Here is a 23,491-nt window from a genome sequence, read left to right on the forward strand (position 1 = left end):
CCCCATAGCGGAGGCGGGCGCCCCCGCAGGAACGCCCGCCTCCGCTATGCCGTCTGACCGTTACTGCAAGCCCTTCACATAGGTGTGAATGGCCTCGATGCGTTCCGGGGTGGCCTCCTCCCCGTTCAGGCCCGTCTCCGCGAAGCGGGGCATGACGGGGGCAAGGACGCGGCCTCCAGGCGCCTGACCGTGCAGCACGGCGGCATTGAAGTCGGGTCCCGACCACGCGGCGCTCTCGGCCAGGCTGGGGCCGACCCCGCCCTGCGCCTGCGCCCCGTGGCAGCCCCCGCAACTGCTGGCGTAGAGGGTCTGCCCGTTGACGGTGGTGTCCCCGGCGGCGGCCGTCACGATGGCGCCCCCGCCCGTCTCGTGCGCCACGTTCACTCCGGCGCGGTAGGACCCGATGCCGATGACGGCGGCGAGGGCCACGAAGCCCACGATGGCCGTGATTTCCCCACGCGAGAAACCGTCGCCCGACATCAGTAGAGCCTCCAACCGGGAACGAGTTGCATGTTGGCGAACATCCGCGCCAGCACCGGGCCGTACATCAGGATGACCAGCACCAGCGCAACGGCCCACAGCGCCATCAGCGGCTCGGTGGCCTTGACCAGCTTGCTCGCCGTGGCGAGGTTCTCCCCGGCGGGGCTGATCGCCTCCGAGTAGGGGATGGGCGCGGCGGTCTCGCCGTTGTCCACCCGCCCCGAGAGCAGCATCCGGAAGAGAACGTAAAAGTACAGCAGGGCGCTGACCAGCAGAATCACGCCGCTGATCGCGGTGAGCAGAGTGGGAAAGGCGATGGGCAGGTCATTGAACGTCTCCACCAGCGCCGCGCTGACCTGCGAGCGCCGGGGCACCCCGTACAGCCCCTGCCAGTGCATCCCGAGCGCGAAGACCATCATGCCGATAAACCACGTCCACACCGACGCGGAGGCGATCTTCATGGAGGGCAGGCGCTTGCCCGTCAGGTGCGGAATCAGCCACAGGGCGATTCCCATGAAGCTGAGGGTGGTGGCGGTCCCCACCGTGATGTGGAAGTGCCCCGGAATCCAGGCGGTGTTGTGGACCACGCCCGAGAAGGTCGAGCTGGCGTTCACGATGCCGCCCGCGCCCCCCGCGATAAAGGAGATCATCGCCAGCACCTGGGCGCTGAAAATCGCGTTGCCCCAGGGCAATTTGCCGATCCAGCCGAAGAGGCCCCGGCCGCCGCGGGCGCGGGCCGCGTCTTCGAGCGCCGCCCCCACGCTGAAGGCGGTCAGCAGGCTGGGCACCGCGATCAGGAAGGTCAGGAACATGTGGATGTTCTTCCAGAGGTTGGAGATGTTGGGGTCGGCGTACTGGTGGTGAATGCCCACCGGCACGCTGTTGAGCAGGAAGATCACGAAGACCAGCCGGGTCAGCGGCTCGGACACGATGCGCCCGCCCGCATGTCGGGGCAAGAAGGCGTACCACGAGATGTAGGCCGGAAGCACCCAGAAGTACACGATGGCGTGCCCGGTCCACCAGAAGAGCGTCTTGGAGATGAGCGGGTCCACGCCGCCTACCAGCCCCAGCGACCAGGGAATCAGCAGCGCGACCACTTCGATCACGATGCCCAGCGACGCGACCGCCCACATCATCCAGGTCGCCACGCTCATAAAGGCGACCAGCGGCGTCACCTTACCGGGGTTCTCGCGCTTCCAGCGCAGCCACATGTTCACGACCTGCCCGACCACGAACAGGCTGGAGCCCACCATGATCGCCGCGCCGATGTAGAACAGGGCGTCGCCCTGCATGGGCGGGTAGAAGGTGTACAGCAGCGTCGCGCGGTTGAGCAGCAGCGGCACGGCGGCCATCAGGAGCCCCGCCGTCATCACGATGTATGTGAACCACGCGAACTTCATGTTGATGCGCATGCCGAGGTCACGCACCGGGAGGTAGAGCATCCAGCCCGAGATGAAGAACTGGGTGAACACCAGCGCGTTCAGCACCCCGTGCAGCGAGAGGCCCTGGTAATACGAGCCCAGCAGGTTGCGAATAATCGGCCACTCGTAGACGTTGACGCCGCCGTAGTTCAGCGCTTGCAGCGGCCCGATCAGCACGCCGATCAAGAGGGCCAGGAAAGCGGTCACGATGTAGTACTGGGTGACCTTCTTGAGGGAAGCGAGGTAGGCCGCGTCGCTGACGGCCGGGACCTCGCGGATGGGGTGGACCAGCGGCGTGGCCCGTGGGGGAGAGATCGTCACAGGGTTACTCCGTTTGGTCCTGGGCGCGGGCCTGCGTCTCGGGGGCCTCCACGATCACACTGTTGATCATGTTGTGGTGGCCGGTGCCGCAGTACTCGTTGCAGATCAGGCTGAGGGTGCCGGGGCGCCGGAAGGTCGTGGTGAAGCTCGCCACCTGTCCTGGAATCGCCGTCGCGTTGATGTTGGTGCCTTCGACCTGATAGCCGTGCATCACGTCGGCTGAGGTGACGTGGATGGTCACCGGGCGCCCGGCGGGCACGCGCAGCGCGGCGGGCTGGAAGGCGAAGGCGCGGGCGACCACAAAGGCCTCCAGCGTGCCGTCGGGATTCTCGCGCAACCCCGGCTCGGCAAAGGGCGTGGCGGCGAGGTTGCGCGGATCGAGGCGGCCATTGTCCACCCCGGTGATGTGGTGGCCGCCGCCGGTGCCTTCGATGGCGGTGTAGGTGCCGCTGACGAAGCTGGCGAGGGCCGAGACGAAGAGCAGCAGCGCCATCACGACGGCGATACCGAACCAGATGTTCTCGTACAGCTCCAGGGTGTGGTGTTCCAGCCGGGGCGCGGGGGCGGGGGAGCGGGCCATCTCAGCCCCGTCCCTGCTGAATGCCGAGGACCAGCATCCACATCCAGATGAGGGTGAGCACCAGGACGGCCACCACCAGCAGGGTGCCGATGGGGACCACGCTGGGGCGGGAGTGGGAGTCGTGGGCCGCGTCCTGCGCTTGGGCCTGGGCCTGCGGAGTGCGGTCGGGCCGGGGAGGGGGTGTGGTCATGCGGTCTGCTCCTGGGTGCGGGCCTGGGTCTGCCCGGCGTAGTCGCGCAGCAGGTCGGTCACCGTGACCATGCCGACCACCTCGCCGCGCTCCCCCACCACCGGCATCCCGCCGATGCGGCGCTCCAGCAGGGTGCGGGCCACGTCGCGGGCGTCGGCGTCGGGGGTGGTCGTGATCACGCTGCGGCGCATCACGTCGGAGACGCGAATCCCGGCCAGTTGGGTGGTCGCCTCCCACATGCTCAGGGTGGTCACGCGGCCGGGCATGGTCTCGCGCAGGTCCCGGTCGGTCACGATGCCGACCAGCGCCTCGCCGTCCACCACGGGCAGGCGGCGAATCCCGTGCTGGCGAAGGAGGTGGGCCGCGTCCGGAACACTCAGGTCCGGCGCGGCGCAAACGGGGGGATGGGCCATCAATTCGGAAACAAGCAAGGCGAAACCTCCTTCCGAGGAGGGTGTCGGCCTGCCATTACAGGGTCATTACTGATGGGGAGGGTCACCCGGAACGCCCCCGCCGGGGGCAGGGGCCAGAGTGCCTCGCGGCTTGCCTTATCAGTGGACTTCCGGCCCCCGCAGGGCGCTCAGCAGGGGCGCACGGCGCTGCTGCTCGGCTTCCTCGGCCTCGCGGCACAGCAGCTCCCCGGCCTTGAGGCGCTCGGCCAGCAGCACGGTGTCGGGCATGGGCGTGTCGCCCACCTCGTCGCGCAGGAAGCGGCGGTAGCGGCGGTAGTGCTCGACCGCCTCGAACCGCCCGCGCGTCTGCGCGAGGCAGGTCATCAGCCGCTGGTGGTGGTCTTCCCCGATGTAGGGGTCGGCCCCTACCGCCTGCCCCAGCGCCTGCACGGCGAGCGGGCACTCGCGGCGCAGGCAGTGCAGGGTGGAGAGCGCCACGTAAGCCCGCACCCGCAAGGAGCGCCAGTACAGCCGCGCTTCCTCGACCCACTCGGCGCGGACATGCGGCAGGTACTCGCCGTCCACGCACGACAAGGCCCGGCGCAGCGCCTCTTCGCGTTCCGCATCGTCCTTGGCACGGGCGGCAGCTTCCATCCCGCCTTGCAGGATCGCGGTGTCGCTGGCGGCCAGCAGCTCGGGGTGAAGCAGGTAACGTCCGCGCACCTCGGCCACCGCGTCGGAGCGGCCCAGGGCGGTACGCAGGCGGTGCAGCGCCACCCGGAAGCGGTTGGCGGCCGCCGGGCCGTCATCCAGACCCCACAGGTCGGCCAGCAGGTCGGCGCGGTAGGCTCCGTCGGGGTGGGCGTGGAGGTACCACAGCAGTTCTTCGGCGCTGCGGGCGGGCCAAGTCAGCGGCTGTCCGTTCACGGTGACCTGGGCGTCACCGAGCGTACGCAGGTGGAGGGCAGGGGGGGCAGAACGTGGGCTCGTCATCTCTCGTGACTCCCTTCACGAACAGGATGCGCCTTGTGGGGAAGGCAGGTGTCCCAGTTGGGCAGGCAGGGCCGGGGGGATGAACTGGCCCCGACTGTACCATTCCCCTCACTCTTGCGCCGACCGGGCCGCTCGCGCAGCATGGCCCCATGAGCGACCTGCACCCCGCCCACCCCGAGTTCCCCGATCTGTTTCCGGCGCAGGCCCGCGTGACCCGCCTCGCCGGGGGCTTCACCTGGGCGGAGGGGCCAACCTACGTGCCCTCGCGCCGCGCCGTGATCTTCAGCGACGTGCGCCAGAACCGCACCTGGCGCTGGACGGACGCGGGCGCACTGGAGGAGGAACTGCACCCCAGCGACCACCAGAATGGGCATTGCCTGGACGCTCAGGGCCGACTCGTCGCCTGCTCGCACGGCCAGCGGGCGCTGCTGCGTCAGGAGGTGGGTGGGGAGTGGACCGTCCTCGCCGACCGGTTTGAGGGCCGCCGCCTGAACAGTCCCAATGACGTGGCCCTGCACCCGGACGGCAGCCTGTGGTTCACCGATCCCACCTACGGCCTCGACAAGCCCGAAGAGGGCTACGGAGGCGAGAAGGAGCAGCCCGGCAACTTCGTCTACCGCCTCGCGCCGGACGGCACCCTGACTGCCCCCATCCGCAACCGGAAGATGCCCAACGGCCTCGCCTTCCCGTCGCCCGGCCTCCTGCTGCTGGCCGACACGGGCAAGGAGGACGGCCATATCCACGCCTACCGGATCACCCCGGACGGCGGGGCAACCCACGAGCGGGTCTGGGCCACCGTTCGCCCCGGCAAGACCGACGGCCTGCGGGTGGACGAGGCGGGGCGGGTCTGGAGCAGCGCGGGGGACGGGGTGCATGTCCTGTCGCCGGAAGGCGAAGAGTTGGGCCGCATCGCTGTGCCTGAGACGGTCGCCAACCTGTGTTTCGGGGGGCCGGAGGGAACGGACCTCTACATCACGGCGAGCACGGGGTTGTACCACGTGCCGACGCGGGTGCGCGGGCTGGGCTGACACGACCCTTCAACGCGGAAGGGACGGAGCCACGCGCCCCGTCCCTCCCCTGTCCCCGCTCGCCTCAGCGCAACCGGGCCTTGTCGTGCAGCTTCTTGGCGATCTCCATGATCTCGCCCATGTCCCACTCGGGCGAGAAGGCCGCCGAGTCGTGGCCGCCGTCCACGTTCGCGCCGCCCTCGATGGCGGTGTACTCGTCCACGAAGACCTCCGAGCCGTCTTCCGGGTGGGTGCCCTGCCAGATCGTGCCGAGCTGGGTGAAGTCGGTGTCGCTGAAGCGGTAGAGCTTGCGGTGGATGCCCTGGTCGATGATCCGCTTGGACTCGGGGATGAGGGCCGTGGGGATGTTGGGCATGGGGAGCAGCTTTTCCATGTTCACGCCCGAGAGCGACTCCAGCGCCTTGGCGTAGGCGATCTGGTGCACGCCGCCGCGCACGAGCAGGTAGCCCACGAGCGCCTTGGCGGTGGGGTCGTCCACCATCTCGTAGACGCGCAGCTTGTTGTGCCGCGCCGCCCCCTCCAGGAAGAAGTTGTGGGTCAGGTCCAGCATCAGATTTCCGCTGGAATACACGTAGTCGCCCGTCCACGCCTTGCCGTGCGAGTCCGCGATCATCGCGCCCGGTCCCGCCGCGATGAAGTGCTTGGCGTAGCGCACGTCCTGCGCGTAGGAGAAGGGGTGGGTGGTGGGGTCGACTGGGGCCTCCTGCGCTTTCACGTCCGGCCCGGCGAGCAGGCTGTTGATGGTGGCCGCCACGAGTTCGACGTGCCCCAGTTCCTCGGCGCCGATGTTGGCGATCAGCTCATAGTAGGGCCGCAGCGTGTCCTTGCCCCGGAAGTTGAACGACTGGGTCATGTAGTTCATCAGGGTGGACATCTCGCCGAAGCGCCCGCCCATCAGCTCCTGCACGGCGGCGGCGCCGTTGGGGTTGGCTTCCTTGGGGAGCGGGAGATCGAACTGCAGCTTGTCGATACGTAGAAACATGGAAACCCTCCGGAGGCGCAGAAGCGGGGAACGCGGGGCTGACCCTCCCATCTGACGGGGCAGGCCGGGGGGCAGACGTGAGTCACCCCACCATGTAAAGACCGTCACAAGGGGGCAAGTGCGGCCCAGAGGGGCACCGGGCTGTCGTCCGGCAACCTGCCTTAACCCGGCTATCAGCGGCGCGGCCCCGGCGCGGGCGTACTGTGCCGCCGACGACAGGAGGTGCGGTATGGGCATGTTGGACGGCAAAGTCGCCTTCATCACAGGCGCGGCAAGTGGCATCGGGGCGGGCACGGCGCGGCGGTTCGCGCAGGAGGGCGCCCGCGTGGTGCTGGCCGACGTGCAGGACAGGGAAGGCCAGCAGGTCCTGGACGAGATCACCGGGGCGGGTGGACAGGCCCTCTATGTCCACTGCGACGTGTCGGACGCCGACTCGGTGCGGGAGGCGGTGGAGGCGGGCGTGCAGGCCTTCGGGCGGCTCGACATCGTGTTCGCCAACGCCGGGGTCAACGGGGTGTGGGCACCGATTGACGAGCTTCAACCCGAGGAATGGGACCAGACCATCGCCATCAACCTTCGGGGCACGTACCTCACCGTTCACTTCGCGGTGCCGCACCTCAAGCGGGCGGGCGGCGGCAGCATCATCGTGACGAGCAGCGTGAACGGCAACCGCACCTTCTCCAGCCCCGGCGCGAGCGCCTACAGCACCTCCAAGGCGGGGCAGGTGGCCTTTACGAAGATGATCGCGCTGGAACTTGGCCGCGACAACATCCGCTGCAACGCGGTCTGTCCGGGGCTGATCCACACCAACATTCAGGAACGCACCGAGCACCGGGACACCGAGAAGCTGGGCATCGAGGTCGAGCTGCCCGAGGGCAGCCCCGCGCTGAACGAGGGCGAGGGCGAACCCGTGGACGTGGCAGATACTTGCCTTTTCCTCGCGTCGGACCTCAGCCGCCACGTCTCGGGCGTCGAGATCTACGTGGACGGTGGGGCGTCGCTGCTGCGCTGACTCCCCCCGCCTTCCCGAAAGGACCACCGTGGGCTTGATCGTCGTTTCCAACCGTGAACCCTACGCGCCGAGGAAGGGCGAGGACGGACAACTGACCTGGCGGCCCTCCATCGGGGGCCTGACCGCCGCCCTCGACCCGGTGCTGCGGCGGGTGGGCGGCACCTGGATCGCCTGGGGCGAGGGGCAGGCCGAGGTGGAGGAGGTCGCCTTGCCCCAGGGCGACCCCCGCTACCGCCTGAAGCGTGTCCAGCTCTCCGAGGCCGAGGTGCGCGACTATTACCACGGCTTTTCCAACCGGGCGCTGTGGCCCATGAGTCACTATTTCATCGAGCGGACGAAGTACCTCTCGGCGCAGTGGCAGACGTATGTGGAGGTCAACCGCCGCTTCGCGCGGACGGTGCTGGAGAGCCGGGAGCCGGGCGACCCGGTCTGGGTCCACGACTACCAGCTCGCGCTGGTGCCCCGGCTGATCCGCGAATCGCGCTCGGACGCCCGCATCGGCTTGTTCTGGCATATCCCCTGGCCGTCCTCTGAGGTCTTCCGCACCCTGCCCTGGGACCGCGAACTGCTGGAGGGCCTGCTGGGGGCTGACCTGATCGGAATGCATACGCCCGAGTACGTGCGTCACTTTCTCTCGGCCTGCCGCCGGGTGCTGGGCGCGGAGACGGAGGGCGACACGGTGCACTGGCAGGGCCGCGCGGTGCGGGTGGTGGACCGCCCCATCGGGATCGAGGTGGACGAGTACGGGGCCCTCGCCTCCAGCCCCGAGATCGAGGAGGCCGCTGACCGCATCCGGCGCACCCTGCAAACCCAGCTGCTGCTGGGGGTGGACCGTCTGGACTACACCAAGGGGATTCCCGAGCGGCTGGAAGCCTTCGGCGACTTTCTGGACCGCCACCCGGAGGCGCGGGGCCGGGTGACGTTGCTCCAGATCGCGGTGCCCAGCCGCGAGCAGGTCGAGTCCTACCGCCAACTGCGCTCGCGGGTGGAGGGGCTGGTGGGGCGCATCAACGGCAGGCACACGCAGGGAGGCTGGGCGCCCATCCAGTACGTGTACCGGGGCATGGGCCGGGAGGAACTGGTCGCCCACTACCGCGCCGCTGACGTGATGCTGGTCACGCCCCTGCGCGACGGCCTGAACCTCGTCGCCAAGGAATTCCTGGCCTGCTCGCGCGACGGGGTGCTGGTGCTCTCGCGCTTCGCCGGGGCCGCCGACGAACTGCCCGAAGCCGTGCAGGTCAATCCCTACAACCCCACCGGACTGGCCGAGGCGCTCAATCAGGCGCTGGGCATGTCGCTGGAGGAAAAGAAGGCCCGCTTGACCCGGTTGCAAGAGCGGTTACGCGGCAGCGACCTGCGGGCCTGGGCAGACGGCTTCGTGGCGGAGTTGACCGGCGCATGAGCCTGCCTCCCGATCTGCTGTCCCTGGGCGAGCGTCCCCTCCTCGTCCTGGCCGACTACGACGGCACCCTGGCCCCCATCGTCCCCCGCCCGGAGGAGGCGTGGCCCGAGCCCGGAGCGCGGGAGGCGCTGGCGCGGCTGCTTGCTGAGAAACGGCACCGCGCCGCCGTCGTGACCGGGCGCCTGGCCGAACAGGTCCACCGGTTCCTGACCCTCCCCGACCTCCCGGTGGTCGGCCTGCACGGGATGGAATGGCCCGGCGAGCCCATCGCCCCCGCCGACTCCGGGGCCCTGCGGCACCTCGCCGCGCACCTGCCCGCCGTGCCCGGCCTGCGGGCCGAGGACAAGGGCTGGACCCTGGCCGTCCACTTCCGCGAGGTGCCCGAAGAGCGGCAGCCCGACGTGGAGGCCGCGCTCGCCGCCATCCCCCTTCCCCCCGGCTGGGAGGCCATCGCCGGGAAGAAGGTGCGCGAGTTCCGGCCCGGCGGCTTCGGCAAGGGCCGCGCGGCGGAGCGGCTGGCGGGGATGCACCCTGGGCACCTCCCCGTCTTTCTGGGCGACGACGTGACCGACGAGGAAGGCTTCGTGCGCCTCCGGGCGCTGGGCGGCGTGACGGTCAAGGTGGGCGAGGGCGACACCGCCGCCGAGTACCGGGTGGGCAGCCCCGCCGACGTGGTAGCGCTGCTGCGGGCCTGGGCGGGCGCTTAACTCTCCGCGCCGACCACCGCCTGCACCCGGCCCACCTGCCCGGAGGTCAGCCGCACCTTGATGCCGTGCGGGTGGGTGGGCGACTTGGTGAGCAGCGCCGCCACCACGCCGCGCGTGAGTTTGCCCGTGGCCTGGTCCTGCTTCTGCACGATGTCCACGGTGAGGCCGGGGCGAATCTGGGAACGGGAGGGGGGCATGGGGGGAGGATAGGGGAGAGTGGGTACCCGCCCCACTCACTTACCACTCGTTCGCCTCGAAGGTTCGTCGGGCGGCTTCCGTCTCGAAGGAGAGGCCCCACGCCTCCAGCCGTTCCAGATCATCCGGCACCGCGTACAGGCATACCCCAAGTTGGTCCCCCACGCTGAACGCCGCGCCCCGGCAGCTCACGCGCCCGCGCTCTACGCTCGCCCCCCACGCCAGCGTGAATGACCCGGCCGACGAGGGCGCCCCGTGGTCCCCCTCCACCGCTGCCAGCACCCGCTCGGGCGTGGCCTCCTGCACCGTGTAGCGCATTCGGAACCACCGATACCCCGCGTCCTGCACCAGCACCACGCGGCCCCAACCCGACCCGCTCAGCAGCTCGGAAATAAGGGACAGCCACCACGCCCGCACGCTGGGTGGCACGTCCTCCCACCCGTCGGGCTGGGAATCGGCTGCCCAGATGCAGGAGAGGCGGGCGTCAGGGGGAGGGTGGATGCGGGCGAGGGCGGGGCGGAGGTCGGGGGAAGTGGGGGGAAGGTCGAAGGAGGAGACAGGCATAGGCGGGTTCGAGGTTGATGTCGCAGGGCGCATGGCGTTGCGACTCCTCAAACCTCCAGCGCCAGCTTGTCCACATCGTTCAGAAGCGGTGTCCCCGCCGGATACTCCCCGGTAAAGCAGGCCCCGCACAGGCCAGAGCCGCCGATGGCCTCCCGCAGCCCGCGCTCGCTGATAAAGGCGAGGGTGTCGGCGCCGATCAGCGCCCGGATTTCCTCAATGCTGTGGGTGCTGGCGACGAGCTCCTTGCGGGCGGCGGTGTCGATGCCGTAGAAGCACGGGTGCGTGATGGGCGGGCTGGAGACGCGGAAGTGGACCTCGGTGGCGCCCGCCTCGCGCAGCAGGTTCACGATCTGGCGGCTGGTGGTGCCGCGCACGATGGAGTCGTCCACCAGCACGACCCGGCGGCCCCGCACCGCGCTGGTCGGCGAGAGCTTCATCTTGACCTTCAGCTCCCTCGCCTCCTGGGTGGGGGCGATAAAGGTGCGGCCCGCGTAGGGATTCTTGTACAGGCCGTAGTCGAAGGGGATGCCGCTCTCGCGGGCGTACCCGATGGCCGCGCCGATGCCGGAGTCGGGCACGGGGACCACGATGTCGGCCTCGATGGGCTTCTCGCGGGCCAGTTGGGCGCCCATCCGCAGGCGGCTCTCGTGGATGTCCACGCCGTCGAGTTCGCCGTCGCTGCGGGCAAAGTAGATCCACTCGAAGGAGCAGGGGGTGGGCCGCTTCGGTTCCACCATCAGCGAGTGCAGCCCTTCCCGGTCGAACCACACGAGTTCACCCGGTTGCACGTCCCGGATCAGCCGGGCGCCGACCGCGTACAGGGCGCAGGGTTCGGAGGCGAGCACCCAAGCGCCGTCGTCGCGCTGCCCGATCACCAGCGGCCGGACGCCGTGCGGGTCGCGGAAGCCGAGGAGCTGGGTGCGGCTCATCAGCACGCAGGCATAGCCGCCCTTCAGCTCCTTCATGGCGCTGGCGGTCGCTTCGACCAAATCCATGTGCGACTCGCGGGCGATCAGGTTGAGCATGACCTCGGAGTCGTTGGTGGTCTGGAAGAGGGCGCCTTCCATCAGCATTCCGCTGCGGACCTCGCGGGCATTCACGAAGTTGCCGTTGTGCGCCAGCCCCAGAATGCCCTTGTTCGTGCGGGTGGTGAGCGGCTGCGCGTTGAAGCGCAGGTTCGATCCGGTGGTCGAGTAACGCACGTGCCCGATGCTCACGCGGGCGTTGGGCAACCGCAGGCCGTCGAGCCGCCGCTCGTCGAAGACCTGCGTGACCAGCCCCAGGTCCTTGTCCACGTGGAAGCGGTCGCCGTCGCTGACGCACATGCCCGCCGCCTCCTGCCCCCGGTGTTGCAGGGCGAAGAGGCCCAGGTAGGTCAGCCACGCGAGGTCGTTGGGGGTGGGCGAGTACAGCCCGAACACGCCGCACTCGTCCTGCGGCTTGTCGGTCGCCGGGTCGAAGATCATCTCAGAATCTCCCGCAACGGCGACTCATGGGCGGTCCTCAGCGTCTCAAGGTTCACGCTCAACTGTACGTTCGCCCCGCTCACCGCAATGGTCACCCGGTCACTGCCCGGCAGGCTCTCGCCCAGCGCCGTGAAGGGCACGCCCAGGCTCTCCAGCGTGTCCTGCGCGGCCTGCTCGTGGCCCACCGGGACGGCCACGATCACCCGGCTGTGCGCCTCCCCGAACAGCAGGGCGTCCGGTCGCACCCCTTCCGGGGCCTTCAGCTCGACCTTCAGGCCCTGCCCACCTGCAATCGCCATTTCCGCGAGGGCCACCGCCAGCCCGCCCTCCGAGCAGTCGTGCGCGGTGGTCGTCAGCCCGGCGCGGATCAGGGCCAGCGTCCCGGCGATGACCTTTGCCTCCAGCCCCAGGTCGAGGTCCGGCACCCGCCCCGCCTCCAGCCCATGCACGGTTTCGAGGTACTGCGAGGCGCCGATGGTGGTCGCGTGCTCGCCCAGCAGGTAGAGGACGTGCGGCCCCGGCTTCAGGTCCAGCGTCGCCCGCACGGTCACGTCGGGGAGCACGCCCACCATGCCGATCGTCGGCGTGGGGTGGATGGCGACCTTGTGATCACCTTCCGCATACTGGTTGTACAGGCTGACATTCCCGCCCGTGACCGGGGTATTCAGCGCCCGGCACGCGTCCGCGATGCCCTGCACGGCCTGCTGAAGCTGGAAGTACACGCCCGGCTCATGCGGATTGCCGAAATTGAGGTTGTCGGTGATCGCCAGCGGCGTCGCCCCCACGCAGGCGAGGTTGCGAGCAGCTTCTGCGACGGCGGCGGCGGCCCCCGCATACGGGTCGAGATACACGAAGCGCGGGTTGCAGTCCGAGGTCGCGGCCACACCCATTCCGCTCCCCTTGACCCGCAGCACGGCGGCGTCGGCCGCGCCCGGCACGACCACCGTGTTCGTCATGACCTGATGGTCGTACCGCTCGAAGATGGGCCGCTTGGAGGCGATCGTGGGGTGCGAGAGCAGGTCCACCAGCACCGCGCCGAGGTCGCCGGGCACGGGCACGCCGCTCAGGTCGCGCTCGCGCTTGGCTTTGATTTCTTCCAGTTCCACGCCCTCGCGGGTGTACTTGGGCGCCTCGTTCAGCAGGGCGACGGGCAGGTCGCACACCACCTCGCCGCGCCACGTCAGGCGGTAGCGGTCGTGGGCCTCCACCTCCCCGATGGTCACCACGTCGAGTTCCCACTTGGCGAGCAGGTCGAGCAGTTCCTGTTCCCGGCCCGGCACGGGGACCAGAATCATCCGCTCCTGCGACTCGGACAGGCACAGCTCCATCGGCACCATGCCTTCTTCGCGGGTGGGCACCAGGTCGAGGTCCATCGTGATGCCCAGCCCGGCGCGGTAGGCCATCTCGCAAGTGCTGGACACCAGCCCCGCTGCCCCCATGTCCTGCACGCCCGCGACCAGCCCGGCCTCGATGGCCTCCAGGGTGGCCTCCAGCAGCAGTTTTTCCATGAAGGGGTCGCCCACCTGCACGGCGGGGCGGTCGGCCTGCGAGGCGTCACTGAGGTCCGCCGACGCGAAGACCGCGCCGCCTAGTCCGTCGCGCCCGGTCTTGGAGCCGACATACACGATCTGGTTGCCGACCTCGCCCATCGTCCCTTTGGCGAGGTCCTCGTGCCGCAGCAGGCCCAGGGCCATCACGTTGACCAGGGGATTTTCCTGATACGACGGGTGAAAGGTCACCTCGCCGCCCACCGTGGGCACGCCGATCGCGTTGCCGTAGTGACTGATGCCCTCCACCACGCCGTTCACCAGAAAGCGGGTGCGGGGCGAGTCGGGGTTGCCGAACCGGAGCGAGTCCAGCACGGCGAAGGGCCGCGCTCCCATCGCAAAGATGTCGCGCAGGATGCCGCCCACGCCCGTCGCCGCGCCCTGTACGGGTTCCACCGCCGAGGGGTGGTTGTGGCTCTCCATCTTGAAGGCCACGCCCCATCCCTCCCCGATATCCACCACGCCCGCGTTCTCGCCGGGGCCTTGCAGCACCTGCGGCCCGGTCGTGGGAAAGGCCGAAAAGAGGGGCCGCGAGTTTTTGTACCCGCAGTGCTCGGACCACATCGCGCCCACGATGGCAGCCTCCAGCGCGTTAGGCTCGCGCCCGATGCCGGAGACGAGGAGGTCATATTCGCCTTCAGTGAGGCCGAAGGTGGCAGCTTGGGGGCGGAGAGAGTTCACCTGCGTCACTTGACCAGCGCCCCTTTCAAGCTCTCAAAAATTCCCCGCCCGTCCTCGCTCCCCAGCAACGGCTCGACCGCCCGCTCGGGGTGGGGCATCATGCCCAGCACGTTGCCGCCCTCGTTTACGATTCCGGCGATGTCGTTCAGCGAGCCGTTGGGGTTGTCCACGTAGCGGAACACGACGCGGCCCTCGGCCTCCAGCCGGGCGACCGTCTCCGGGTCGGCGTAGTAGTTGCCCTCGCCGTGCGCGATGGGGATTTCGAGGGTCTGGCCCTGGTCATAGGCCCCCGTGAAGGCCGTGTGCGCGTTCTCCACCCGCAGGTGGACCGGGGCGCAGTGGAAGTGCAGGTCGCGGTTGCGCGACAGCGCTCCGGGCAGCAGCCCCGCTTCGGTCAGCACCTGAAAGCCGTTGCACACGCCCAGCACAAAGCCGCCGCGCTCGGCGTGCGCCTTGACTGCCTCCATGATCGGGCTGCGGGCGGCAATCGCGCCCGAGCGGAGGTGGTCACCGTAGGAAAAGCCGCCCGGCAGGAACACCAGCTCGGTGCCCTCCGGCAGCCCGGCTTCGGTGTGCCACACGAACCGCGCCTCGGGGTCGAGGGTCAGGCGGGCGGCGTGCAGGGCGTCGGCGTCGCAGTTGGAGCCGGGAAACTGGATGACGGCGGTCCTCACAGGCGCTCCAACTCGGTCACGGTGCGCTCGCCGCCTGCCGTCCCGGTGTTCACGGTCGAGGCGGGTTCCAGCAGCATCACCCACGTCTCCTCGCCCTCGGCAGCGGGGCAGTGCTCCACGCCGCGCGGCACGATCAGGAATTCGCCCTCGCGCACCCGCACCTCGCGGTCGCGGAAGCCCATTCGCATCGTTCCCCGCACGACGAGAAACAGTTCGTCCTCATGCTCGTGGGCGTGCCAGATGAACTCGTCCCGGAACTTGGCGAGCTTGACCTGCTGACCGTTCAGCTCTCCCACGATCTTGGGACTCCACGCCTCGGCAAAGAGGCCGAACTTCTGCTCCAGATTGACAGGCTGGGGGGTGGTCATGCCTCCTCCAGCTCCCAGCGGGCATCCTCCATGATGGGGTTACTCAGCACGTCCCGCGTGATGTCCGCGAGTTGCGCCTCGACCTCGGGGCGCTCGCCCGTGAGGGTCAGTTCGATCAGCTTGCCCACGCGCACGCCCGAGACGTTGGTGTGGTCCAGGTGCGACAGTGCCCGCTCGACGGTGCGGCCCTGCGGGTCGAGGATGGACGGCTTGAGGGTGACGAAGACTTTGGCGTGGTAGGTGGGCACGGGGGAACTCCTTGGAGTGGGTGGGCGTTGTCCGGGGAGCGGCGGTTCGGAGAGGGTTAGCACCTGAGCCAGTCCAGGTACCATTCCCCGAACGACCTTTTCTGGACGAGCGCGTGGTGCTGGTTCAACTCGTCGAGCAGAGCGGGGGAATTGCCCCATGACGCCAGGGCCGCCCGGAATTCCTCATCCGGCAGCCACGGCACCCAGAGGCCGTCAAGAAAGTCAAAGACGTGCCCGCGTTCTTCCCCCGCCACCACCAGAACGGACAGGTTGCCGCAGCCGTACTCGGAGAGCAGGAGGTAGCCGCCGCCGTCGTCCTCGTCGCTCAGCGGGACAAAGCGCTGTCCCACGCCAGCCGCCGCCGCGCTCTGTGCAGACCAGAGCCCGTGGTGGGGACCGGCGCCGCCCCCCCCGATGGTCGTCAGGAAGAGGCGGTAGTCGGCCGGGAACTCGAAACCGTGCTGCGCCTCGAGGCCCTGCACCTCACGCGCGGACAGCTTCGGCTCCAGCACGTACCGGTCAGCTTGGCCGGGTTCTCGCCCCGCCTTGTCCGCGAGGCGGGCGAGCACGAAAGCTTCGTCAAAGGGCAGGGTCTGCGGAACGCTCATGGTCTGGTCCTTGGAAGTCCGAGCGGTGCTCAGGCGGGGGCCGTCACGCGGCGCAGCATTTCGGCATAGGCGTCCTCTACCCCGCCCAGATCGCGGCGGAAGCGGTCCTTGTCGAGCTTCTCACCCGTCTCAGCGTCCCAGAAGCGGCAGGTGTCGGGGCTGATCTCGTCGGCCAGGACGACCTGACCGTCGTGGGTGCGGCCGAACTCCAGCTTGAAGTCGATCAGGCGGATGCCGCGTGCCTCGAAATAGGGCACCAGGAAGTCGCGCACGTTCAGGCTCAGCTCACGGATGCGCCGCAATTCCTCCTGGGTCGCCCAGCCCAGCGCGACCGCCGTGTCCGTGTTGACCAGGGGGTCGCCCAGCGCGTCGGACTTGAGGCAGTACTCGACGACGGGGCGCGAGAGCGGCGTCCCCTCCTCCAGCCCCAGCCGTTTGCAAAAGCTCCCGGCGGCCACGTTCCGCACGATCACCTCGACGGGGATGATCTCCACCGCCCGCACCCGCTGCTCGCGCCCCGAGAGCCGCTCCAGAAAGTGCGTCGGAATCCCGGCCCCTTCCAGCAGGGGGTAGAGGTGCGCCGTGATCGCGTTGTTGATCTCGCCCTTGCCCGCAACCTGGGCCTTTTTCACGCCGTTGAAGGCGGTCGCGTCGTCCTTGTACTCCACGACGTACTCGTGCGGGTTGGCGGTCGCGTAGACCCGTTTGGCCTTGCCCTCGTAGCGCTGCTCAAGCTTCATGCCGGAACTCCAAAAGGAGACGCGAGCGACTCACGGCAATCAGGAGAACGCTCGTGGGCTGGGTATGGCTGATCATGGGGCCTCCATCGCCGCCTCTCGGGCGGGCTTACCGCGCCTGGGGGCACGGGGCGTCTCGCGGGACGCGGGTGGAAGGAAAAGAGGAGAGGGGACGCAGCCGGGGGCTGCCGTACTCCACCTTAACACCACGTAAAGCCGCCTGGGTCAGCCGTCCCCGCCGCGCGGACGCGGCACAATGCCCCCCATGAACCGCACCGAGGCCACCCTGATCGCCACCGGACTCAAGTTCGCCATCGTCAGCACGCGCTGGAATCACTTCATCGTGGACCGGCTGGTGGAGGGGGCACAGACGGCCTTCGTGCAGCATGGCGGGGACAGCGCCGACCTTGACCACTACCTCGTGCCCGGCTCCTTCGAGGTGCCGCTCGTCGCCCGGCGGCTGGCCGAAAGCGGGCGCTACGACGCGGTGATCTGCCTGGGGGCCGTCATCAAGGGGGCGACTGACCACTACGAATTCGTGGCGGGGGCGGCCACCAACGGCATCCTGAACTCGATGCTGCACACGGGCGTGCCCATCGCCTTCGGGGTGCTGACCACCGACACCACCGAGCAGGCCATCGAGCGGGCAGGGACAAAGGCGGGGAACAAGGGCGGCGAGGCCGTCCTAGCCATGATCGAGACCGTCAACCTGCTGCGCCAGATTCCTGAGCGGGGCTGACTCCGGGGGGCGGGGGAGAAGCCCGCACGAAGCGCTCGCGTCCGGTGAGGTCGGGCAGGACTTCGGCCTCCCAGCCCTGCGCCCGCAAGTCCCCAGCCAGGGTGGGAGCATTGCGGGGGTCGAGTTCGAGGAGCAGGAGGCCCCCCGGCGCCAGCGCCGCCCCCGCCTGCGCTGCGAGGGGCCGCGCCACGTCCAGCCCGTCCGGTCCCGCGTAGAGGGCGAGGTCGGGGTCGTACCTCACCTCCGGGTCAGCCTCGGCGCGGTCCCCATCGGGGAGGTAGGGCGGATTGCTGAGCACGAGGTCGAAGGGGCCGGGCAACCCCGCGAGCAGACTGCCCGACGCGAAGGCCACGTCCAGCCCGTTCAGCGCGGCATTCTCGCGGGCCAGGGCCAGCGCCTCCGGGCTGAGGTCGGTCGCGGTGACGCTGGCGTCGGGGCGGGCGGCCTTCAGCCCCAGGGCGAGGGCGCCCGTGCCGGTGCCGACGTCGAGCACGCGGGGAGCCGGAACGCCGCGCAGCGCCACCAGCGCGAGGTGCAGCAGCCACTCGGTTTCGGGGCGGGGCACCAGCGCCCGCGTGTCTGTCCGCAGCCGCACGCCGCCCCACTCGACCTCGCCCAGCAGGTGCTGGAGGGGCACCCGCGCGGCCCGGCGCTCCACCAGTGCCCGCAGCCGCGCGGCGTCGGCCTCCGGCACCACCTCCTCCGCACGGGTCAGCAGCGCGGCCCCGGTCAACCCCAGCGCGTGCAGGACGAGGGCGCGGGCGTCCGCCTCCGGGGAGGGGACGCCCGCCGCCCGCAGCCGCTCGCGGGCCTCGGTCAGCAAGGTGCGGAGGGGCGGCATGGGCTAGGGAAGCCGCCTCACTCCCCGTAGCTCCTGGGCTTGATGATCAGTCGTCGCGCCGAGCCCTCGCCTACCGACTCGGTGGTCACGTCGGGATGCTCCTTGAGGGCGATGTGCAGCACGCGGCGGTCGGCGGCGGGCATGGGCTGGAGTTCGTGGGCCTCGCCGCTCTTGGCGACCTGCACGGCGAGGCGCTCGGCCAGTTTGCTCAGCGTGTCGGCCTGCCGTTTGCGGAAGCCGCCCACGTCTACCCGCACCCGCAGGTCGGTGCGGCCCGCCTGTTTGGCGAGCACGGTGTACGCCAGCACCTCGATGGCCCCCAACGTGCGGCCGTCGCGGCCCGCGAGCCGGGCGGCATTCTCCCCCGTGATCTCGGCTTCCAGAGCGCCTTCACCCTCGCGCACGCTGACCGAAAGGCCGGGGTCGATGCGGGCGGCGAGGCCCGTCAGAAAGCGGTCGAGCACCGCGCGGGGGTCCTCGTCGGCGGGGCTCATGACCGGGACCGGGCCAGCGGCGACCTCCGGCGCGGGCGGGGGCGCCTCCGTCTCGTCCGCGCCCGAGATGCCCAGCCCGGCGAGGTAGTCGTCGAGGTTCGTGCGGTTGTCCATGAGAAACAGTCTACAGAGCAGGGGGGGCGGCAGGCTGCTGGCCCCCACCCCCCCCAGCCCCGTGCGCTTAGCCTTCCGCGTTCTTCTCCACGAGGTAGGCCCGCTCGATCACGTCCGGCGTGCCGGGCATGCCGGGCTGGATGCGGGTGAGGCGGTCGAGCACGTCCAGCCCCTCCACCACGCGCCCGAAGACGGTGTGCCGTCCGTCAAGGTGCGGGGTCGGTCCGAAGGTGATGAAAAACTGCGAGCCGTTGGTGCCCTGGCCCATCCGCGTCCCCGCGTTCGCCATGCTCAGCACGCCCTTGGCGTCGTGGCGCTGCCCGTTGATCTCGTCGTCGAAGGTGTAGCCGGGGCCGCCCGTGCCCGTGCCGGTGGGGTCGCCGCCCTGCGCCATGAAGCCGTCAATCACGCGGTGGAACTTGATCCCGTCGTAATAGTGGTGCCGGATCAGGTACGCGAACGAATTGACGGTCATAGGTGCGTCGTCGGAATACAGGTCGATCACGATCCGGCCCTTGCTCGTCTCCAGCACGGCACGGTAGGCCTTGCCCGGCTCGATGCCGTCGCCGAGTTCGGGCATCTGGGAAAAGCTGGTCTGGCGTTCGTCGCTCAGGTACGGCGTGGCCTGGAACCCGTCCGCGGTGTAGTCACTCATGGGGAGCATTGTACCGGGGTAGAGCAGAGGATCGCCGGACGCGGCACCCCCCGCAAAGCCACGCTCCGCGCCACCTTGAACTTATACCGGATGCCGACCGCCTCCAGCCGTTCCCCCAGCCGTCTCAGGTTCTCGGGGGTTACGTCCGGGTGCGGCTCAAAACCGATGGAAAGTCCTTCCGTACCAAAGCCAATCTCATTCAGCCTTGGCCCCAGGAGGGGGTCGGTCTTCACCAGGTAAAAGGCGAGGACGAGGTTGGCTGGAGCGTCTTGCGCCACGAGCCGCCGGAGGTTGAGGGTGTCGGTTTCGGACAGGAGGCGGGCGGGGGCAGTGGGGACCTCTGGCGGAAGAAGATCGTCCCAGGAGGCCGGGGCCGTCTGAGCTGCCGCCGTGGTCAGGAGAGTGCTGAGGGCCAACCCCACCGCGAGGCCCCTCACTCCACCACCCACTCCCCCCCGCGCATCAGCGGCTCGCGCCCCCCGTCCGCTGTCACGCCGTCCACGTCGGTCCCGGCGGTACCGATCATCCAGTCCACGTGAATCAGAGAATCGTTGCCGCCCGCCGCGAGCAGGGCCTCGGGGTTCTCGCCGTGCTGCACGTTGGTGGGGTAGCAGCGCCCGAGGGCGATGTGCGAGGCCGCGTTCTCGTCGAAGAGGGTGTTCAGGAAGAGGGTGCCCGTCTGCGACACGGGGGCGCTCGCCGGGACCAGGGCGATTTCCCCCAGCCGGGCCGCGCCCTCGTCCGTCTCGATCAGGCCACGCAGGGTTTCCTCGCCCTTCTCGGCACTGACCTCGACCGCTTTCCCCCCCGCGAAGCGCACCCGGATGCCCTCGATGAGTTGCCCCCGCGCCGAGAGCGGCTTGGAGGCCACCGCCACGCCGTCCACCCGCTCGCGGTGCGGGGCGGTGAACACCTCGTCGGTGGGGAGGTTGGGCACGCCACGAATGCCATTTTTCGCCGTCTCCGCGCCGCCCTGCCAGATGTGGACCTCGGCCAGCCCCACGGTGAGGTCGGTGCCCAGTTCGGAGCGCAAGTGAATCGCCGCGTACTGCTTCGCGTTGAGGTAGGCGGTCAGGCGCTCCAGCCGCCCCAGGTGCGCGTCCCAGGCGGCCACCGGGTCGGGCTGGTCGGCCCGCGTGACGGCAAAGATGTCGTCCCAGAGGCGGGCGACGGCCTCGGCCCCCGGCAGCTCGGGGTAGACGCGGGCGGCCCAGGCGGGGGTGCTCATCGCGGCGACGGTCCAGTTAACCTGAAAGCCGCTGGTGGCCTCCGAGACGGCCTTCATCGCCTGCGCGAGGAGCTTGGAGCGCCGGGCGATGCGGCCGGGGTCCGCGCCCGCGAGCAGCGAGGGGTCCTCGCCCACGATGCCAATGGAGGCGTAGCCGTCCGCAACCATCGCCTCGCGCTGCGCCGCGTGCCAGTCGGGCAGGAAATCCACGGCCTCGTCGCTGCCGTCCTCGAACAGTGCCAGGCCGAGGTGCGCGTCGTTGTAATTCACGCGTACGTCGGCCGCCCCGGCCCGGTACGCCGCCCGCGTCACCAGCCGCACCAGGGGCGCGGCCTCGATGGGCGCCTGCACCAGCAACTTGCCGCCCTGGGGCAGATTCACGCCCGTCCGCACCAGGAGGTCGGCGTAGCGGGCGAGCTTGTCGTCGAAGGAGAGGGTCATGGGGGTCACTCTACGGTCCCCGGCAGCCGCAGGGTGAGGTCGTCGGCCATCTGAGGGGTGCGCGGCGCGGCCTCCCCGGTCACCCGCCAGTACACGCCCCTGTCCCGCGCGAGCAGTCCCAGCCCGACGAGTTCGCGGCGCAGGGTAAAGAAGTCGGGGTGGTACTCGGCGAGCGCGTCGCTGACCTCGCGCTCGGTGTAAGTGCGCCCCGGCTCGAAGAGGGCGGCGAGTTCGCGCAGAATCACGTCGCGTTTCTTGCGCTGTGCGGGGATGCGGGTCAGCTTGCCGCCTTTGAGAAAGGCCCGCAGCACCCGCGCCCGGTAGGGGTCCTCCGGGGTGGGCGGGGCCGCCTCGCCGCGCACCAGGGCGCTCAAGGTGAGGTCGAGGGCCGGGCGGTTCGTTCCGAAGAGGCGGTGGTGGCCGTCCTGCCTCACCGTCATCAGCCCCGCCTCGGTCAGTTGCGAGAGGTGGTGGCTCACCGTGGCGGGCGCGAGGTTCATCAGCCGGGCCAGCATTTCGCCGGACAGGGCGTCGTCCCAGGCCAGCCTCAGCAGCGTCACTCGGGCCGGGTGAGATAGGGCGCGGAAGAGGGCGGCCTGATCGTTCGCGGACGCCCTCACGGGGCCACCTCGCGGGGCCAGGGCCGCTCGCCGTGGGCGTGGACGTGGCACGCGGCGTAGATTTCCAGCGCCGCTCGCAGAGTCTCCAGCCGGGCCTGTGCTTTCGCCTTCCCTGCCCGGTCCCCCACCGCCCGTGCCAGCCGGACATCCCGCTCCGCGTTCGTGAACAGGTCGTCCAGAAGGCGGCGGTACTGCGCGTTCATGTTGTCCTGATTCATTTCGACTCCTTTCGAATTCAGTCTGAGACATTTCGAGACTTGTCGAAATAAGGCGGATGGCCTAACGGTCCTCCTTTCGGTACGCTGGTTCATGCGCCGCCTGCCCATCCTCGTCGCCTCGCTGTGGGCGCTTCTGACTTTCGGACCGCTGCTGGGGGTGATGATCGCCTCGGCGGTGGCGGGTGCTTTCGGCTGCCGACTGGACGAGGCCGGAAGTTACCCCTGCGTGGTCGCCGGGGTGGACGTGGGCGGGCTGCTGTCTACGCTGTTCGTGATGGGGTGGCTGATGCTCCTCACGATTCCGCTGGGGGCGGTGCTGGGTGCGGCCGGACTGGTGGCGTGGCTCGTGGCCCGCCGCCGACCGGGTCAGCGCCCCTGACCTCCTGCCTCACCACCCCTCAATCTGCCGCCCCGCCTCAAACGCCGCCACTCCTGCCGCCACCGCCAGATTCAGGCTGCGGCCCCCGCCAGGCTGGGGCAGCTTGAGCGTGGGCAGGCCCTCCCGAAGCCAAGTGGGCAGCCCGCGCGACTCCGGGCCGAACAGCAGGTGGTCGCCCCGGCGAAAGCCCGCCCGCGTGTGCAGCGTGGTGGCGTGGGTGGAAAAGGCCCACACCCGCGCTTCCGGCGGCAGGCTGGCCTGATACGCGGTCCAGTTCGCGTGCTCGTGCAGCGTCACGCCCTCCAGGTAGTCCATCACCGCGCGGCGGAATTCGCGGTCGTGCAGGTGGAAGCCGAAGGGCCGGATCAGGTGCAGCTCGGCGCCCAGCACGGCGCAGGTGCGCGCCACGTTGCCGACGTTCCCGGCCTTTTCCGGCTCATACAGGACGACGTGGAGGAGGGGATCACTCGCCATCGCGCACCAGCAGCACGGTGACGCGCACCTGCACGTGATCGGGGGCCAGCCCCTCGGAGGTTTTGAAGCTCACGCCGACCTCCGTTTCGGGCAACTCCAGCAGCCCGGCCACCGTGCGGGCGATCTCGGCCCGCAGCGGCCCCAGCTTGGGGCGGTCGAGGGTGACGACCAAGGCCACGTTGGCGGGGCGGTACCCCCACTCCCGCACCAGCGCGAGGCTGTCCCGGAGGATCACCCGCGAGTCCAGTCCCTGATGTTCGGGGGCGGTGTCCGGGTAATAGTGCCCGATGTCCCCCAGCGCGAGGCCCGAGAGCAGGGCGTCCGCGACCGCGTGCAGCACCGCGTCGCCGTCCGAGTGGGCCACCGCGCCGCGCTCGGCGTGCGGGATGGGCACGCCGCCCAGCACCAGGGGGCGGCCTTCTGCCAGCCGGTGCGCGTCCTCGCCGTAGCCGATGCGGTAGGGAAGGGAGGGAACAGTCATGCGGGTAGCTTAGGGGAGGATGTTCCAGAACCACATGCTGCTCAATCTCACGGTGCCCGCCGCGCTGATCTTGCTCCTGAGCAGCGTGGTGCTCGGAGTTATGGCGGCCCGGACCCGCCGGAGGAGCCTGAGGGTCGCCAGCGCGGTCTGTGGAGTGCTGGCCGTATTGATTGGCGTCCTTTCCTTGCTGCTGGGCCTGACCATCCCGTAG

General features: G+C 69.7%; 32 protein-coding genes. 7 read left to right on the forward strand and 25 right to left on the reverse strand.

Annotated elements, in window-relative coordinates; all coding sequences use genetic code 11:
- Positions 1 to 60: 60 nt before the first annotated feature.
- The 6 genes from F8S09_RS10605 to F8S09_RS10630 all read right to left on the reverse strand — a co-directional run bounded on the left by F8S09_RS10605 (position 61) and on the right by F8S09_RS10630 (position 4,377).
- Positions 61 to 480 (reverse strand): c-type cytochrome, encoded by a 420-nt coding sequence (locus F8S09_RS10605; protein WP_152871453.1) that lies wholly within the window; start codon positions 478 to 480, stop codon positions 61 to 63.
- Positions 480 to 2,222: a b(o/a)3-type cytochrome-c oxidase subunit 1 gene (locus F8S09_RS10610; protein WP_322618736.1), complete on the reverse strand. Its 1,743-nt coding sequence runs from the start codon at positions 2,220 to 2,222 to the stop codon at positions 480 to 482. Before F8S09_RS10610 ends, F8S09_RS10605 begins: the two co-directional genes overlap by 1 nt.
- A 4-nt stretch (positions 2,223 to 2,226) precedes the next feature.
- On the reverse strand, positions 2,227 to 2,802 hold the full coding sequence (locus F8S09_RS10615) for a cytochrome c oxidase subunit II (protein ID WP_152871454.1): 576 nt from the start codon (positions 2,800 to 2,802) through the stop codon (positions 2,227 to 2,229).
- A gap of 1 nt (position 2,803) precedes the next feature.
- Positions 2,804 to 2,992, reverse strand: coding sequence for a hypothetical protein (locus tag F8S09_RS10620; RefSeq protein WP_152871455.1), 189 nt, complete (start codon positions 2,990 to 2,992; stop codon positions 2,804 to 2,806).
- On the reverse strand, positions 2,989 to 3,423 hold the full coding sequence (locus F8S09_RS10625; RefSeq protein WP_227978628.1) for a CBS domain-containing protein: 435 nt from the start codon (positions 3,421 to 3,423) through the stop codon (positions 2,989 to 2,991). The genes F8S09_RS10620 and F8S09_RS10625 overlap by 4 nt, the downstream gene beginning before the upstream one ends.
- 120 nt (positions 3,424 to 3,543) lie before the next feature.
- The gene (locus F8S09_RS10630; protein ID WP_152871456.1) at positions 3,544 to 4,377 is read right to left on the reverse strand and encodes an AfsR/SARP family transcriptional regulator; all 834 of its coding nucleotides are present in this window, start codon (positions 4,375 to 4,377) and stop codon (positions 3,544 to 3,546) included.
- Between the two features lie 149 nt (positions 4,378 to 4,526).
- On the opposite strand from F8S09_RS10630, the gene F8S09_RS10635 reads away from it, so the two are divergent.
- Entirely contained in the window at positions 4,527 to 5,405 is an 879-nt protein-coding gene (locus F8S09_RS10635) for an SMP-30/gluconolactonase/LRE family protein (RefSeq protein ID WP_152871457.1), read from the forward strand.
- Positions 5,406 to 5,469: 64 nt separating this feature from the next.
- On the opposite strand, the gene F8S09_RS10640 is transcribed toward F8S09_RS10635, so the two are convergent.
- The gene (locus F8S09_RS10640) at positions 5,470 to 6,387 is read right to left on the reverse strand and encodes a manganese catalase family protein (protein ID WP_152871458.1); all 918 of its coding nucleotides are present in this window, start codon (positions 6,385 to 6,387) and stop codon (positions 5,470 to 5,472) included.
- Between the two features lie 235 nt (positions 6,388 to 6,622).
- On the opposite strand from F8S09_RS10640, the gene F8S09_RS10645 reads away from it, so the two are divergent.
- Genes F8S09_RS10645 through otsB form a run of 3 tightly spaced genes read left to right on the forward strand, consistent with a single transcriptional unit; the run spans position 6,623 to position 9,508 of the window.
- Positions 6,623 to 7,399 (forward strand): SDR family oxidoreductase, encoded by a 777-nt coding sequence (locus F8S09_RS10645; RefSeq protein ID WP_227978629.1) that lies wholly within the window; start codon positions 6,623 to 6,625, stop codon positions 7,397 to 7,399.
- Between the two features lie 28 nt (positions 7,400 to 7,427).
- Positions 7,428 to 8,801: an alpha,alpha-trehalose-phosphate synthase (UDP-forming) gene (locus tag F8S09_RS10650; protein WP_322618737.1), complete on the forward strand. Its 1,374-nt coding sequence runs from the start codon at positions 7,428 to 7,430 to the stop codon at positions 8,799 to 8,801.
- Positions 8,798 to 9,508 carry a trehalose-phosphatase gene (gene otsB / locus F8S09_RS10655; protein WP_152871461.1) on the forward strand — a complete coding sequence of 237 codons (711 nt, stop codon included), beginning with the start codon at positions 8,798 to 8,800 and terminating at the stop codon, positions 9,506 to 9,508. The genes F8S09_RS10650 and otsB overlap by 4 nt, the downstream gene beginning before the upstream one ends.
- Here otsB and F8S09_RS10660 read toward each other — a convergent pair.
- From F8S09_RS10660 to purC, 9 genes are read right to left on the reverse strand one after another with little or no spacing between them, the layout of a single operon-like run.
- Positions 9,505 to 9,705, reverse strand: coding sequence for a YwbE family protein (locus F8S09_RS10660; protein WP_152871462.1), 201 nt, complete (start codon positions 9,703 to 9,705; stop codon positions 9,505 to 9,507). The genes otsB and F8S09_RS10660 overlap by 4 nt on opposite strands.
- A gap of 40 nt (positions 9,706 to 9,745) precedes the next feature.
- Positions 9,746 to 10,267 carry a hypothetical protein gene (locus tag F8S09_RS10665; protein WP_152871463.1) on the reverse strand — a complete coding sequence of 174 codons (522 nt, stop codon included), beginning with the start codon at positions 10,265 to 10,267 and terminating at the stop codon, positions 9,746 to 9,748.
- Between the two features lie 47 nt (positions 10,268 to 10,314).
- The gene (purF, locus tag F8S09_RS10670; RefSeq protein WP_152871464.1) at positions 10,315 to 11,733 is read right to left on the reverse strand and encodes an amidophosphoribosyltransferase; all 1,419 of its coding nucleotides are present in this window, start codon (positions 11,731 to 11,733) and stop codon (positions 10,315 to 10,317) included.
- The gene (purL, locus tag F8S09_RS10675) at positions 11,730 to 13,970 is read right to left on the reverse strand and encodes a phosphoribosylformylglycinamidine synthase subunit PurL (RefSeq protein WP_322618738.1); all 2,241 of its coding nucleotides are present in this window, start codon (positions 13,968 to 13,970) and stop codon (positions 11,730 to 11,732) included. Before purL ends, purF begins: the two co-directional genes overlap by 4 nt.
- Entirely contained in the window at positions 13,967 to 14,635 is a 669-nt protein-coding gene (purQ, locus tag F8S09_RS10680; protein WP_322618739.1) for a phosphoribosylformylglycinamidine synthase subunit PurQ, read from the reverse strand. Before purQ ends, purL begins: the two co-directional genes overlap by 4 nt.
- Positions 14,632 to 15,003, reverse strand: a complete 372-nt coding sequence (locus F8S09_RS10685) for a cupin domain-containing protein (RefSeq protein ID WP_152871465.1) — start codon at positions 15,001 to 15,003, stop codon at positions 14,632 to 14,634. Before F8S09_RS10685 ends, purQ begins: the two co-directional genes overlap by 4 nt.
- The gene (purS, locus tag F8S09_RS10690) at positions 15,000 to 15,251 is read right to left on the reverse strand and encodes a phosphoribosylformylglycinamidine synthase subunit PurS (protein ID WP_322618740.1); all 252 of its coding nucleotides are present in this window, start codon (positions 15,249 to 15,251) and stop codon (positions 15,000 to 15,002) included. Before purS ends, F8S09_RS10685 begins: the two co-directional genes overlap by 4 nt.
- Positions 15,252 to 15,307: 56 nt before the next feature.
- Positions 15,308 to 15,859 (reverse strand): SMI1/KNR4 family protein, encoded by a 552-nt coding sequence (locus tag F8S09_RS10695; RefSeq protein WP_152871467.1) that lies wholly within the window; start codon positions 15,857 to 15,859, stop codon positions 15,308 to 15,310.
- 29 nt (positions 15,860 to 15,888) lie between these two features.
- Positions 15,889 to 16,599, reverse strand: coding sequence for a phosphoribosylaminoimidazolesuccinocarboxamide synthase (gene purC, locus F8S09_RS10700; RefSeq protein ID WP_152871468.1), 711 nt, complete (start codon positions 16,597 to 16,599; stop codon positions 15,889 to 15,891).
- 262 nt (positions 16,600 to 16,861) lie between these two features.
- On the opposite strand from purC, the gene ribH reads away from it, so the two are divergent.
- Complete coding sequence (ribH, locus tag F8S09_RS10705; protein ID WP_152871469.1) at positions 16,862 to 17,335, forward strand: 6,7-dimethyl-8-ribityllumazine synthase; 474 nt, start codon at positions 16,862 to 16,864, stop codon at positions 17,333 to 17,335.
- Here the strand turns inward: ribH and prmC are convergent.
- The 7 genes from prmC to F8S09_RS10740 all read right to left on the reverse strand — a co-directional run bounded on the left by prmC (position 17,301) and on the right by F8S09_RS10740 (position 21,946).
- On the reverse strand, positions 17,301 to 18,176 hold the full coding sequence (gene prmC / locus F8S09_RS10710; RefSeq protein WP_152871470.1) for a peptide chain release factor N(5)-glutamine methyltransferase: 876 nt from the start codon (positions 18,174 to 18,176) through the stop codon (positions 17,301 to 17,303). The genes ribH and prmC overlap by 35 nt on opposite strands.
- Before the next feature lie 17 nt (positions 18,177 to 18,193).
- A complete protein-coding gene (locus F8S09_RS10715) occupies positions 18,194 to 18,784 on the reverse strand; it encodes a Jag family protein (RefSeq protein WP_152871471.1) in 591 nt (196 codons plus the stop codon).
- Between the two features lie 67 nt (positions 18,785 to 18,851).
- A complete protein-coding gene (locus F8S09_RS10720; RefSeq protein WP_194165309.1) occupies positions 18,852 to 19,439 on the reverse strand; it encodes a peptidylprolyl isomerase in 588 nt (195 codons plus the stop codon).
- A complete protein-coding gene (locus F8S09_RS10725) occupies positions 19,436 to 19,876 on the reverse strand; it encodes a hypothetical protein (protein WP_152871473.1) in 441 nt (146 codons plus the stop codon). Before F8S09_RS10725 ends, F8S09_RS10720 begins: the two co-directional genes overlap by 4 nt.
- Positions 19,873 to 21,108, reverse strand: coding sequence for an aminopeptidase (locus F8S09_RS10730; RefSeq protein WP_152871474.1), 1,236 nt, complete (start codon positions 21,106 to 21,108; stop codon positions 19,873 to 19,875). Before F8S09_RS10730 ends, F8S09_RS10725 begins: the two co-directional genes overlap by 4 nt.
- Before the next feature lie 5 nt (positions 21,109 to 21,113).
- Complete coding sequence (locus F8S09_RS10735) at positions 21,114 to 21,728, reverse strand: DUF2087 domain-containing protein (RefSeq protein WP_194165310.1); 615 nt, start codon at positions 21,726 to 21,728, stop codon at positions 21,114 to 21,116.
- A complete protein-coding gene (locus F8S09_RS10740; protein WP_227978630.1) occupies positions 21,725 to 21,946 on the reverse strand; it encodes a hypothetical protein in 222 nt (73 codons plus the stop codon). The genes F8S09_RS10735 and F8S09_RS10740 overlap by 4 nt, the downstream gene beginning before the upstream one ends.
- Before the next feature lie 91 nt (positions 21,947 to 22,037).
- Here F8S09_RS10740 and F8S09_RS10745 point away from each other — a divergent pair, with 91 nt between their 5' ends.
- The gene (locus F8S09_RS10745) at positions 22,038 to 22,325 is read left to right on the forward strand and encodes a hypothetical protein (RefSeq protein ID WP_152871476.1); all 288 of its coding nucleotides are present in this window, start codon (positions 22,038 to 22,040) and stop codon (positions 22,323 to 22,325) included.
- 9 nt (positions 22,326 to 22,334) lie between these two features.
- Here the strand turns inward: F8S09_RS10745 and F8S09_RS10750 are convergent, their stop codons facing one another.
- Complete coding sequence (locus F8S09_RS10750; RefSeq protein WP_152871477.1) at positions 22,335 to 22,799, reverse strand: tRNA (cytidine(34)-2'-O)-methyltransferase; 465 nt, start codon at positions 22,797 to 22,799, stop codon at positions 22,335 to 22,337.
- Positions 22,789 to 23,280, reverse strand: a complete 492-nt coding sequence (gene ispF / locus F8S09_RS10755; protein WP_152871478.1) for a 2-C-methyl-D-erythritol 2,4-cyclodiphosphate synthase — start codon at positions 23,278 to 23,280, stop codon at positions 22,789 to 22,791. The genes F8S09_RS10750 and ispF overlap by 11 nt, the downstream gene beginning before the upstream one ends.
- Before the next feature lie 19 nt (positions 23,281 to 23,299).
- Between ispF and F8S09_RS10760 the strand changes: the two genes are divergently transcribed.
- A complete protein-coding gene (locus F8S09_RS10760; protein ID WP_152871479.1) occupies positions 23,300 to 23,491 on the forward strand; it encodes a hypothetical protein in 192 nt (63 codons plus the stop codon).

The organism is Deinococcus terrestris (assembly GCF_009377345.1).
GTDB lineage: Bacteria > Deinococcota > Deinococci > Deinococcales > Deinococcaceae > Deinococcus > Deinococcus terrestris.

Bases quoted from the DNA above. Each gene is read 5' to 3' on its own strand.
- ispF (WP_152871478.1), bottom strand. From the start codon at position 23,280: ATGACTGTTCCCTCCCTTCCCTACCGCATCGGCTACGGCGAGGACGCG.
- F8S09_RS10760 (WP_152871479.1), top strand. From the start codon at position 23,300: ATGTTCCAGAACCACATGCTGCTCAATCTCACGGTGCCCGCCGCGCTG.
- F8S09_RS10660 (WP_152871462.1), bottom strand. From the start codon at position 9,705: ATGCCCCCCTCCCGTTCCCAGATTCGCCCCGGCCTCACCGTGGACATC.
- F8S09_RS10715 (WP_152871471.1), bottom strand. From the start codon at position 18,784: ATGGACAACCGCACGAACCTCGACGACTACCTCGCCGGGCTGGGCATC.
- ribH (WP_152871469.1), top strand. From the start codon at position 16,862: ATGAACCGCACCGAGGCCACCCTGATCGCCACCGGACTCAAGTTCGCC.
- purF (WP_152871464.1), bottom strand. From the start codon at position 11,733: ATGATCTTCGACCCGGCGACCGACAAGCCGCAGGACGAGTGCGGCGTG.
- F8S09_RS10745 (WP_152871476.1), top strand. From the start codon at position 22,038: ATGCGCCGCCTGCCCATCCTCGTCGCCTCGCTGTGGGCGCTTCTGACT.
- purC (WP_152871468.1), bottom strand. From the start codon at position 16,599: ATGAAGCTTGAGCAGCGCTACGAGGGCAAGGCCAAACGGGTCTACGCG.
- F8S09_RS10640 (WP_152871458.1), bottom strand. From the start codon at position 6,387: ATGTTTCTACGTATCGACAAGCTGCAGTTCGATCTCCCGCTCCCCAAG.
- F8S09_RS10665 (WP_152871463.1), bottom strand. From the start codon at position 10,267: ATGCCTGTCTCCTCCTTCGACCTTCCCCCCACTTCCCCCGACCTCCGC.
- F8S09_RS10730 (WP_152871474.1), bottom strand. From the start codon at position 21,108: ATGACCCTCTCCTTCGACGACAAGCTCGCCCGCTACGCCGACCTCCTG.
- F8S09_RS10740 (WP_227978630.1), bottom strand. From the start codon at position 21,946: ATGAATCAGGACAACATGAACGCGCAGTACCGCCGCCTTCTGGACGAC.
- F8S09_RS10630 (WP_152871456.1), bottom strand. From the start codon at position 4,377: ATGACGAGCCCACGTTCTGCCCCCCCTGCCCTCCACCTGCGTACGCTC.
- F8S09_RS10620 (WP_152871455.1), bottom strand. From the start codon at position 2,992: ATGACCACACCCCCTCCCCGGCCCGACCGCACTCCGCAGGCCCAGGCC.
- otsB (WP_152871461.1), top strand. From the start codon at position 8,798: ATGAGCCTGCCTCCCGATCTGCTGTCCCTGGGCGAGCGTCCCCTCCTC.
- F8S09_RS10635 (WP_152871457.1), top strand. From the start codon at position 4,527: ATGAGCGACCTGCACCCCGCCCACCCCGAGTTCCCCGATCTGTTTCCG.
- F8S09_RS10695 (WP_152871467.1), bottom strand. From the start codon at position 15,859: ATGAGCGTTCCGCAGACCCTGCCCTTTGACGAAGCTTTCGTGCTCGCC.
- F8S09_RS10720 (WP_194165309.1), bottom strand. From the start codon at position 19,439: ATGAGTGACTACACCGCGGACGGGTTCCAGGCCACGCCGTACCTGAGC.
- prmC (WP_152871470.1), bottom strand. From the start codon at position 18,176: ATGCCGCCCCTCCGCACCTTGCTGACCGAGGCCCGCGAGCGGCTGCGG.
- F8S09_RS10615 (WP_152871454.1), bottom strand. From the start codon at position 2,802: ATGGCCCGCTCCCCCGCCCCCGCGCCCCGGCTGGAACACCACACCCTG.
- F8S09_RS10645 (WP_227978629.1), top strand. From the start codon at position 6,623: ATGTTGGACGGCAAAGTCGCCTTCATCACAGGCGCGGCAAGTGGCATC.
- F8S09_RS10685 (WP_152871465.1), bottom strand. From the start codon at position 15,003: ATGACCACCCCCCAGCCTGTCAATCTGGAGCAGAAGTTCGGCCTCTTT.
- F8S09_RS10605 (WP_152871453.1), bottom strand. From the start codon at position 480: ATGTCGGGCGACGGTTTCTCGCGTGGGGAAATCACGGCCATCGTGGGC.
- F8S09_RS10750 (WP_152871477.1), bottom strand. From the start codon at position 22,799: ATGGCGAGTGATCCCCTCCTCCACGTCGTCCTGTATGAGCCGGAAAAG.